Genomic DNA, 9,205 nt, shown 5'->3' with positions numbered 1-9,205 from the left:
CGGATCATCGAGGAACAGGGTCTCGTGCAAGTGTCGGACACCACCTCGCTCGACGCGTGGGTCACGCAAGCCATCGAGGAGAACCCGGGTCCCGTCTCCGACTTCAGAGGCGGCAAGGATAAGGCGCTGGGGTTCCTCGTCGGACAGGTGATGAAGCTGTCGCGCGGGAAGGCGAACCCGCAGCGGATCAACGAGCGCCTGCGAGCCCTTCTCAGCGGCGACGGAGCGTGATGGGCCCCGTGGGCAAGAGCTCACCGATGGCATCTGAGCAGACGACCGATCTCGCGATGACGGGAACCGCTATCGACGGCGAGCGAACCGACTTGATGGGCATGTCGCGCGAAGAGCTGCGCCGGTGGGCTGAATCGTGGAACGAGCCTGTCTACCGGGCGGATCAGCTCTTCCAGTGGGTTTACCACAAGCGCGCGACGATCTTCGACGAGATGACGAACCTGCCCAAGGCGTTCCGAGCCGCCATGGAAGCCAGGGCGACCATCGGGCGTCTGAGGGTGGCGGCTCGCATCCCGTCGGAAGTGGACGACACGGTCAAGTACCTCTTCGAGCTTCAGGACGGCGAGCGGATCGAGAGCGTTCTGCTCTACGACGGCGACCGCGTGACGCTCTGTGTGTCGAGCCAGGTCGGCTGCGCGCAGGGGTGTTCGTTCTGCGCGACGGCTCAACTGGGCATCGTACGCAACATGACCGCCGGCGAAATCCTGAGCCAGGTCGTGCAGGTCGAGGAGGAGATCGGCGTCGGGACGATTACCAACATCGTCTTCATGGGCATGGGCGAGCCGCTGGCGAACTACTCGGCTCTGCTGGACGTTCTTCGCATTCTGTCCGCACCGGAGGGTTTGTGTATCGCAGCACGCAGGATCACGGTTTCGACGTCGGGTCTGGTTCCCGCGATCGACCGTTTCACCCGTGAGGGACTCAGAGTCGGGCTCGCGCTGTCGCTGAACGCGACGACCGACCCCGTACGGAATCGCTTGATTCCCTCGAACCGGCGGTATACTATCGCCGGGGTTCTCGACTCTTGTTCTCGCTGGACCGAAGCGACGGGACGTCGTCTGACCGTGGAATACGTGCTGTTGCGCGATGTGAACGACTCAATCGCCGATGCTGAGCGGCTGTGTCAACTGCTCCGGACACTGCCCAGCAAGGTGAATCTCATTCCGTTCAACCCGGTGGCGAACTCCGACTATAATCGACCTTCTGCTGAGCGAGTCGATGCGTTCCAGCGTATTCTGCTCGCGGCAAACATCGTGGCAATCGTTCGGGATACGAAGGGGCAGGACATCGCGGCTGCCTGTGGTCAGTTGCGCGCGTCGTATCCGATGGATCTCCTTCGCAACCAGCGTGCGGGCATGCGTCCTGCCGATACAGTGCGTTCGCAAGTCGTGGCCGGCTAGCGACATCGGGCTTCGTCATGTACAGGGGTACACACACCATGCAGCTTTCAACCCTGAGGCGTGGGTTGCACCCATCCGCGATCCTTCTCTTACTGATGTCCGGCGTGCTCGCCATCGCCGGATGCAAAGTCGACAAAGTCACGTTCAATCGAATCGAAGAAGGCAAGAAATTCCTGAGTGCCGATCAGCCGTTCCAGGCGCTCGAGTACTTCGAGGAATCGCTGACGCGCAACCAGGAGAAGGACCGTCAGCCGGAGGCACACGCCTACTTGCTGGTCGCGTACGATCGCGCCGCCAAGAAGGTCGGTGAGAACCACCCGGATGCCGCCAAGTACAACCAGAAGCGCGATGCGCAGGCGAAGGTCGTCGCAGGCGACCGCGCATCTCTGGACACGCTCGTCGCCATCCTGTCGCAGCACGACCTGGCATCGCAGTCCGCTGCGAGTCTGCTCGTGAGCCTGGGTTCCCCGGCAACGCCGTCGCTCCTAGAAACGTACGGACAGAACTCCGAGCTGTCGGGACAGATTCTCGATATCCTCGAGCACATCGGCTCCGACGCAGGACCCGAAGTCGCGAAGGCGATCGACGGCGGGTCTCTCCAGCCGGCGAATCATCTGCGTCTGATCCGCCTTCTAGGCTCCATCGACGGCCCCGCCTCGCAAGAGACCCTCGCGCGGCTGGCGCAAGATAGCAGCCAGTCCGAGAGCTCCCAGGTGGAAGCCGCCGCCGCTCTCTATCGCCTCGGTGACAAGAGCCATCGCGACCGCCTGATCGCCGCGCTAGACAGCGCGGACGTGGACGCCCGTCGCGCCGCCTCCAACGTCGCCGTCCATCTGAACGAGAGCCCGAGCACGTCCGTTCTCCTGCCCCATCTGAGCGATACGGATGCCGCCGTCCGGCTGGGCCTTGTCAAAGCCCTTGGCAAGCACGGCAAGGACGCGAGCGTGATGGCATCGCTCATCGGGGTTCTGCGCAAGGACGCCGACACCGAGGTCGCCAACGAGGCGGGGCGGTCGCTGACGACGTTCGGGTCCGCCGCCGTGGTTCCCGTCCTCGACGCGCTGACGACGGAACGCGACTGGCCTCGTCGCCAGCGGCTCGTGCAGGTCCTCAAGTCTGCCGAAGTGCGGCCCGGCTTCAACCAGGACCTCGAGTACAAGCTCTACGAGTACTACGACAAGAAGGAAACGCACCCCGAAGTGAAGCGCGATCTCGCTCTGCTCCTCAAGGAGCTCGAGAACTAGCCGCTTCCAAGGACGCGTTTCGGCACAGCAGAACGGGCTTCCCGCGTGGGAGCCCGTTCTGTTGCTCGGCTCGAGCGCTTGCGCGTCTCTAGTTCGAGATGTTGCTGTTGAGCCACTGCCCGACGCCGACCGAATGCTTCGATGTCGGCTGATGGGCATACGTCACCGGCAGCGGCGCGCCGATGAGCGCTTCGAGCCTCGCTCGAAGATCGCGGACCACGTCTGGATGCGATGCCGCGACGTTTTCGGACTCTGTCGGGTCCGTCGGCAGATGGTAGAGCCGGGGAGCCGGGTCCTCGTTCGTCGTGTGGACGATCAGGTTCCACGTCTCCGTCCGCACGGCTGCGATGGGCCCCCATCCGGTGATGACTTCGTCGCGAACCGACGCGATTTCTCCCCGCAGAATCGGCAGCACATCGAACCCGTCCATCGGCTCGTGCTCGACGCCCAGCAGCGACAGGATCGTGGGCGTGACGTCCGTGTTCTGGACGAACGCCGCGATCTCCTCGCCGTGCAGCGACTTGTCAGGATGGTGCAGCCAGAAGTTCAGGCGGAAGTTGAACGGGTGCATCATCTCCGGGCTCTTTCCGAACATGCCCTTGTCCATGAGCTGCGTACCGTGGTCGGACACGAAGAGGATCGCCGTCGAGTCCCACAGACCGCGGTCATCCAGCTTGTTCAGCAGATGCCCGATCCACTTGTCGACGAAGGTGACGTAGCCGTAGTAGAGCGCCTTCGTGCGGAGCACCTCGTCGTCGGTCAGCTTCCGGTGGTTCTGGACGAGCTGCGGGTAGATGAAGTCGCGCACGCCCTCCTTGCGGAAGTAGCGGTCGGCGAAGTGCACCGGCGGGTCCCAGTGCTCGTGCGGCGAGAAGCTGTCCACCCAGAGGAAGAAGGGCTGATTCCCGGCGTTGTCGTCGATCCACCGCGCGGCGCTGCGGAACACGCGGGGCGCGAAGTAGTCCTCCTCGGACTTCCGGTCGAGGACGTTCAGCAGGTACTGCGCCATGCCGGGACGCTGCCGAGGCGTCGCCAGGTCGTCGGGCAGATGCCGTCGCATGTTGATCGCCGAGAGGGGGCCCGTCCGGACGGCGTCGGACTCCTGCCCCCGCACGTAGTCGTAGCTCAGAAAGCCGCGCGTGAAGTTCATCGTCGGCTTGAACATGTGGTAGACGTCGGCGACGAGGCCCGTCATCACGCCTCTGGGAACCAGGTACTCCGCGCAGGTCGTCTGCTCGGGCGGGATGGAGTGCCAGCCGAAGAGATTCGGAACCGATCCCCGGTCGCTGATGTCGAAGCGCCAGGGATACGACCGCATGCCTGTGAAGAACCCCCGGCGCATCGGGATCGTCGGTTCGCCCTCGCCCCATGCGCTGGTGAAGACGGCGCTCTGTTCGCGGAGCCGGTCGAGGTTGGGCGTATCGACGTGGTCTTCCCACGTGTGATCGACGACGTCGGCGCGGAGCGTGTCGCAGCAGATGACGATGACGTTCATGCGGCCTCCTGCCTGTTGGAGTGGGACGCCATTCTACGGGCGCGCCGTTGAGCAGGGCAAGGCGAGCGGCTCCCTTGCCATCGGCGCTCCGCTGTTCCCACCGTCTTCTCCCTTCAGGGAGAAGGTCGGGATGAGGGCTGGCACGGGCTCAACGCCGATGGAAAAGCGTCTCGATCTCGGATCGGCGCATGCGGACGATGATGGGTCTGCCGTGCGGGCAGTTGAAGGGCAGGCGACAGCGGGAGAGATCGCGCAACAGGGCGCGCTGCGCTTCGGGCGCGAGACGGTCGCCCGCGCGGACGGCGGCATGGCAGGCGATGGTCGCAGCCGCTTTCTCTTGGATGGCATCCCAGCTCTGCTCGGGGTTCAGGTCCACCTCGACCCGGTCGAGCAGATCGCGGAGAACTCGCTCGGCGCGCTCCGGCTCCAACTCCGACGGGATCGCGCGGATGATCGCCGATCCGCCGCCGAACTCCGACACGTCGAAGCCGAACGGATTCAGCCACACCGCGTGCGCCTCGAACCCGACGCGCTGCCGGGGCGAAAGCTCGACGGTGAGCGGCGTCAACAGCCCTTGCGACGCGACGCGCTCCGAGGCGAGCTGCGTCCGAATCCGCTCGTAGTGAATGCGCTCCGACGCGACGTGCTGATCGACGAAGTAGAGGCTCTCCCCGTCGGCGACGAGGATGTAGGTGTCCATCAGCCCGCCGACCAGCGCCACGGACTCGTAGTCGAGGAGCTCGACGGACGCGTCGACGTCTCGTCCGCCGACGGTGCGCTGCGAGGGCGGCGTATCGAATCGCAATCGGCGCGTGTCGATCTCGGCGCTGCCTGCGCGGATGGGCTCCGCCGCCTCTACGTAGTTGGGCTGCGAGGGCGGAAGGAAGACGCGCGTCTCGCGCAGCGGGTACATCGTCTCGACCGCGGGACGCGGCTGGTGTGATCGCCCCGACCCACGCTGCGTGGACGCCGGCGACGCTTCCACATCGGGAATGTACCGGCTACTGCCGATCCCCTGGCTGATCGCCTGCATGACGTTGCGGAACAGCCCGCGCTCGTTGCGGAACCGCACTTCCGCCTTCGCCGGATGGACGTTCACGTCGACCTCATCCGGCGACACGGTGAGGAACAGGAACGCGACGGCGTGCCGTCCGCCGGGGACGACCTCCTTCATCGCCTCCGACAGCGCCGCCCCGATGGTGCGGTCGCGGATGGGTCGCTGGTTCAGGAAGAGGAACTGATAGGATCGGTTCGGCTTGGTCAGATTCGGGTCGCCGATGTGCGCCTCGACCGTCATCGACTCGAACGAGCGCGTGAACGAGATCAGGTGCTCCGACAGTTCCTTGCCGTAGAGCAGACGGATTCGCTCGTCACGCGCTGTGCATGGGGCGACGTCGATGAGCGCCTTGCCGTTGTGCGACAGGACGAACCGCACATGCGGGAACGCGAGAGCCGCCCACTGCACGTGGTTCATCGCATGGCTCAGCTCGGTCTGCTCGGCTTTGAGGAACTTCAGGCGAGCCGGGACGTTCGTGAACAGATCGGCGACGCTGACACGCGTTCCGACGGGGCATCCGGCGGAACCGGAGTCCGACAACCTGCCGTGTTCGACGACGACGCGCGTGCCTTCCATGCTTTCCGCCGTGCGTGTCAGCAGCTCGAACCGCGAGACGGACGCGATGGACGGCAGCGCCTCGCCTCGGAAGCCCATCGTGGCGATCTGGGGCAGATCGTCGGCGCTGGATATCTTGCTGGTGGCGTGGCGCTGTAGGCACAGGCGGGCGTCGTCGGGGTCCATGCCGGAGCCGTTGTCGACGACGCGGATCATCCGGCGCCCGCCGTCGGTCAGTTCGACGCGGATATCCGTGGCTCCGGCGTCCAGCGCGTTCTCGACGAGTTCCTTGACGACCGACGCCGGGCGCTCGACGACCTCCCCGGCGGCGATTTTGTTCGTCACGTCATCAGCGAGAACGTGGATGCGCATGTTTCTGCTCCGCTGGAGCGGACGAGCCGGGATGATCTCCCGCCTCGACCCGCCGTACGCGTTCCCGATGTCCGTCGGGTTAGGCGTTCAGCCGTCCCTTGAGTCCTGAGAGCTGCCGATGCATCTCGTCGGGCAACCGGGGTCCGAGCGTTTCGAAGAACTTCCCGACCTCGTCTGCCTCACCCGTCCACTCGCCGTCGCGGACCTGGAGGAGCTCGTCGAGGTCGGCTGCGTCGATCTCCAGCCCGTCGAGGTTCAGATCGCTCTGCCTCGGCAGGTAGCCGATGGGCGTCTCCTGAGCGCCAGCCGTCCCGCGCGCGCGTTCGAGCGCCCACAGGAGGGGTCGCAGGTTCTGCCCGAATCCGGGCCAGAGCCACCGGCCGTCTTCACCCTTGCGGAACCAGTTGACGTGGAAGATGCGCGGCGGCTTGGGGATCCGCTTGCCCATCTCCAGCCAATGGGACAGGTAGTCGGACATGTTGTAGCCGCAGAACGGCAGCATTGCCATCGGGTCGCGGCGAACGACGCCGACGCGTCCTGTCTGCGCCGCCGTCGTCTCAGAGCCGATGGTCGCGGCGACGAAGACGCCGTGCGCCCAGTCGAACGGCTCGTAGATCAGCGGCGTGAGACGCGCTCGGCGACCGCCGAAGAGCATGATGTCGATCGGCACGCCCTGCGGGTTTTCCCATTCCGGCGAGATGGACGGGCATTGCCGCGCCGGAGCCGTGAATCGGGAGTTCGGATGCGCTGCGGGCGCGCTGCCGTCCCACGGCTGCCCCTGCCAGTTGAGCAGCGACGACGGAGCCTCTCTGCCGCAGCCTTCCCACCACGGGTGCCCGTGATCATCGACGGCGACGTTCGTGTAGATCGAGTTGGAGCCGATGCTTCCGAGGGCGTTGGGGTTCGTGTCGGGACCGGTTCCCGGCACGACGCCGAAGAAGCCAGCCTCCGGGTTGATCGCCCAGAGCCGCCCGTCGGGTCCGATGCGAAGCCAAGCGATGTCGTCCCCGACGGTTCGCACCTTGTATCCGAGGTGTTCCAGCGGACTGACGAGCATGGCGAGGTTCGTCTTGCCGCACGCGCTGGGGAGCGCGCCCGCGACGTAGGATTTGTGCCCGTCGGGATGCTCCACTTCGAGGATGAGCATGTGCTCGGCGAGCCATCCCTCGTCGCGCGCCATCGTCGAGGCAATGCGGAGGGCGAAGCACTTCTTGCTCAGCAGGGCGTTGCCGCCGTACCCGCTGCCGACGCTCCAGATGAGCCGTTCTTCGGGGAAGTGGCAGATGAACCGGCGCTCCGGCGATAAATCGCCCAACGAGTGCAGCCCCGGAACAAACTCGTCCGAGTCCCCGAGCTGGTCGAGCGCGACCTGACCCATGCGGGTCATGATGTTCAGGTTCAGAACGACATAGCGGCTGTCGGTGATCTCCACTCCGACCTTGCTGAACGGCGAACCGACGGGTCCGAGGATGTAAGGAACGACGTAGAGCGTTCTGCCCTTCATTGCGCCTTTGTAGAGCGGCGTCAGGCGCGCCTTGGCTTCCGCAGGGGCGAGCCAGTTGTTCGTCGGGCCCGCGTCGTCCTGGTTCTGCGAGCAGATGAAGGTGAGGTGCTCCGTCCGCGCGACATCTTGCGGATCGCTCCGGTGCAGATAGCAGTTGGGATACGCATCCTGATTGAGCCGATGGAGAACTCCGGTGGCGATGCACTCCTCCGTGAGCCGCGCGATCTCATCGTCCGACCCGGTGCACCAATAGACACTGTCGGGCGTCGTGAGGCGTGCGACCTCGTCCACCCATCTCTCAAGACGGTTCGCCATAGAAGTGCGGTTCCTTGCTGTCGTGGGGAGTCCGAATCATCGACATAATCATCGACATGGCGCGTGTCCGCGCCAGGGCAATTATAGGAGCCGCGCCGGTACGGGTCAAAAAAACCGGACGGGCGTACCGTCCCGGGGCTTGACTTCCGTGCATCGGCACACGAAAATGTCTATCTGACAGACCGGCATTGACGAAAGGACATGCGGTGGCGCAACCTGCCCCATCCGACATCGCCACACGCTGGCTGAGCCAGTCGACGCTCGACGAGCTGGTGAGACTCGCCGAAAAGTCGCCCAAAGAGTTTCAAGTTCACTTCCGACGTCTGGACATCCGCAGGAAACTCCAGCTCCGGCGCTATCTGTTCCAGCGGCATCAGGACGAGGGCTACACGATCCCGTCGATGCTGATGCAGCCAATGGCGAAACGCGAAGCCGCCCCCACCCCTGAAGCCACATCGCTCGACGGCATGACGATCGGCGACGCCCTCGACGCGGCAGAGGCGGAGGAGACGAGCTCACTCGCCGACCTCGCCGCGCCATCGCAGACATCCGCCGCTGGCGGAGGTGCCGCCTCCCTCGACGACCTGTTCGCAGCCCCTGCGGAGACGTCCGCTGCCGCTGACGAAGCGGGTTCGCTCGATGATCTGTTCGCCGCGCCCGCCGAGGAAGCCCCGGCTGCCGAGTCCGACGACGGCTCCATGTCACTTGACGACCTGTTCGGCGACGAAGCCGAATCAGAGCAAGCCAAAGCCGCCGAGGAAGAGGCTGAGGAGGAAGTCGTCGTCGATACGGCGGCTCCGGCAGGTCCCACAGACTACGGCGTTGCGACGCCCGTGGAGATGCCCGTCGATGACATCGTTGCGTTCTTGAAGCCCCTCCCGCTGTTCGAGGGTATCAACGACGAGGGGTTCTCAGCCATCGCATCGCTGATGCGCGCCGAGCGGTATGCCGGCGACGCGCTCCTGTGCCGCCAGGGCGACCAGGGCAACGTGATGTGGGTCATCGCCGAAGGCGCTGTTCGCGTGACGTTGCAGGGGCAGGAGATCGTCGTGCTGCCCGCCGGGCAGGTCGTCGGTGAAATGGCGATCCTCGACGGGAGCCCTCGGGGCACCGACCTCATCACCGGCGGTGAGACGACGCTTCTCACCTACACGCGCGACGCCTACGCCGACACGTTCCGGCGCGCACCCGACGCCGGTATGGCGCTCATCAAGAACATCTCGACGGTCCAGCAGAACCGGCTCCGCAATA

The 9,205-nt window shown here is 65.2% G+C and carries 7 protein-coding genes; 4 read left to right on the top strand and 3 right to left on the bottom strand.

The window, feature by feature from the left end; genetic code table 11:
* The 3 genes from FJZ36_16410 to FJZ36_16400 form a co-directional block, all read left to right on the top strand.
* A partial coding sequence (locus FJZ36_16410) for an Asp-tRNA(Asn)/Glu-tRNA(Gln) amidotransferase GatCAB subunit B (GenBank protein MBM3216482.1) occupies positions 1–231 on the top strand: 231 nt, incomplete at its 5' end.
* 95 nt (positions 232–326) lie between these two features.
* A complete protein-coding gene (gene rlmN / locus FJZ36_16405; protein MBM3216481.1) occupies positions 327–1,412 on the top strand; it encodes a 23S rRNA (adenine(2503)-C(2))-methyltransferase RlmN in 1,086 nt (361 codons plus the stop codon).
* Positions 1,413–1,429: 17 nt separating this feature from the next.
* Positions 1,430–2,656 (top strand): HEAT repeat domain-containing protein, encoded by a 1,227-nt coding sequence (locus tag FJZ36_16400; protein ID MBM3216480.1) that lies wholly within the window; start codon positions 1,430–1,432, stop codon positions 2,654–2,656.
* An 88-nt stretch (positions 2,657–2,744) separates the two neighbouring features.
* Here FJZ36_16400 and FJZ36_16395 read toward each other — a convergent pair whose 3' ends face one another.
* The 3 genes from FJZ36_16395 to FJZ36_16385 all read right to left on the bottom strand — a co-directional run bounded on the left by FJZ36_16395 (position 2,745) and on the right by FJZ36_16385 (position 7,954).
* Entirely contained in the window at positions 2,745–4,151 is a 1,407-nt protein-coding gene (locus tag FJZ36_16395; protein MBM3216479.1) for a hypothetical protein, read from the bottom strand.
* A 148-nt stretch (positions 4,152–4,299) separates the two neighbouring features.
* The gene (gene mutL, locus FJZ36_16390; protein MBM3216478.1) at positions 4,300–6,135 is read right to left on the bottom strand and encodes a DNA mismatch repair endonuclease MutL; all 1,836 of its coding nucleotides are present in this window, start codon (positions 6,133–6,135) and stop codon (positions 4,300–4,302) included.
* Positions 6,136–6,214: 79 nt separating this feature from the next.
* Complete coding sequence (locus tag FJZ36_16385) at positions 6,215–7,954, bottom strand: phosphoenolpyruvate carboxykinase (GTP) (GenBank protein MBM3216477.1); 1,740 nt, start codon at positions 7,952–7,954, stop codon at positions 6,215–6,217.
* Positions 7,955–8,160: 206 nt separating this feature from the next.
* On the opposite strand from FJZ36_16385, the gene FJZ36_16380 reads away from it, so the two are divergent.
* On the top strand, positions 8,161–9,205 hold a 1,045-nt coding region (locus FJZ36_16380; protein MBM3216476.1), incomplete at its 3' end, for a cyclic nucleotide-binding domain-containing protein.

The sequence above is a fragment of the Candidatus Poribacteria bacterium genome, assembly GCA_016866785.1.
Classification (GTDB): Bacteria; Poribacteria; WGA-4E.
The sequence above is the reverse complement of the archived record's forward strand: the minus strand, read 5'-3'. Positions and strand labels throughout refer to the sequence as shown.

Excerpts from the sequence above, each read along its gene's own strand:
- rlmN (MBM3216481.1), top strand. The coding sequence starts at position 327 with ATGGGCATGTCGCGCGAAGAGCTGCGCCGGTGGGCTGAATCGTGGAAC.
- FJZ36_16400 (MBM3216480.1), top strand. The coding sequence starts at position 1,430 with ATGTACAGGGGTACACACACCATGCAGCTTTCAACCCTGAGGCGTGGG.
- FJZ36_16395 (MBM3216479.1), bottom strand. The coding sequence starts at position 4,151 with ATGAACGTCATCGTCATCTGCTGCGACACGCTCCGCGCCGACGTCGTC.
- mutL (MBM3216478.1), bottom strand. The coding sequence starts at position 6,135 with ATGCGCATCCACGTTCTCGCTGATGACGTGACGAACAAAATCGCCGCC.
- FJZ36_16385 (MBM3216477.1), bottom strand. The coding sequence starts at position 7,954 with ATGGCGAACCGTCTTGAGAGATGGGTGGACGAGGTCGCACGCCTCACG.